Annotated in this window: 1 protein-coding gene and 1 pseudogene; both read left to right on the forward strand. The window is 71.6% G+C overall.

The window, feature by feature from the left end:
* Positions 1 to 579, forward strand: a pseudogene (locus ACSFA3_RS23830) (hypothetical protein); the annotation flags it as partial.
* A gap of 14 nt (positions 580 to 593) precedes the next feature.
* A partial coding sequence (locus tag ACSFA3_RS23835; protein ID WP_435507879.1) for a GNAT family N-acetyltransferase occupies positions 594 to 1,301 on the forward strand: 708 nt, incomplete at its 3' end.

Consider the following 1,301-nt stretch of genomic DNA (forward strand, 5'->3'; position numbering starts at 1 on the left):
CTGGTCGGCTATCTCAACTACATCCACCCGTATCGGGTGCAAATCCTCGGCGCGCGTGAAGTCGCCTACCTTTCGCGCGACACGCCGGAAGCCCGCGCCCGCCGCATCGCGCGCTCGCCGCGCCACGAATGCAGCGTGCCACCCGACAGCGTGCCGGCCGCCGGCCAGCAGGTGCGGCTGGCCACCATCGGCTCGACCCGCGTGGGCGGCCTGTACCGCGACGGCGCGGCGCTCATCACACCCGAGCTCGTGGGCGCCATCGACGCCATCGCACGCGACATGCCCGACTTCCGTTTCGGGCGCTTCGACGTGCGCTACCAGAGCCTGCGCGAACTCGGTGCCGGGCGCGGCTTCACCATCATGGAAATCAACGGTGCAGGCTCCGAAGCCATCGAGGCGTGGGACCCCGACACCGGCGTGTTGCAAGGCTTTCGCATGGTCTTCGCCAAGCAGCGGCTGCTGTTCGCCATTGGCGCAGCGCAGCGCAAGGCCGGCGTGCGGCCCATCGGCCTGCTCGCGCTCGCGCGGCTCAACCGGCGGCAGAACCGCTTGGTCGACCGCTATCCGCCCTCCAACTGAGTCGTCGCACGCACATGGACATCAACGCTTCGCACGCCCTGCCCCGCCGTTCGTTCATACCGCTCGCAACCGCCGCGCCCGTGCTGGAAACCCGATGGGCCGATTGCGAAGAGGACGTACGCGACGCCCAGCGCCTGCGCTACCGCGTATTCGCGCAGGAGATGGGCGCGCGCCTGACGCCACCCGAAGGCACGCCGCCCGGGCTCGACGTCGACCGCTTCGACGCCTTCTGCGACCACCTGCTGGTGCGTGCCATCGACCCCGTGCACGGCCCCGGCCCGCTCATCGGCACCTACCGCGTGCTGACGCCCGAGGCGGCGCTGCGTGCGGGCGGCTTCTACACCGACACCGAGTTCGACCTGTCCCCGCTCGCGTCGCTGCGCGGCCGCGCGCTGGAACTGGGCCGCTCGTGCGTGGACGCGCAGTGGCGCACGGGCAGCGTGATCATGGCGCTGTGGACCGCGCTGGGGCAGTACATGGTCGAGCACCGGCTCGACACCATGATCGGCTGCGCCAGCATCGGGCTCGACGACCAGGGCGCAACGGCCGCGCGGCTGTGGCACCGGCTGTGCCGCACGCACCTGGTCGAGCAGCGCTGGCGCGTGGAGCCGCGCGTCGCGCTGCCGCTGGACACCGGGGCAGACGCCGATGCCGACAGCGACACGGCGCCTCCCGCAGCGCCGCCGCTCATCAAGGGCTACCTGCGCTGCGGCGCACGCCTG

This window comes from Variovorax glucosi, from assembly GCF_051216695.1.
Lineage (GTDB): Bacteria > Pseudomonadota > Gammaproteobacteria > Burkholderiales > Burkholderiaceae_C > Variovorax.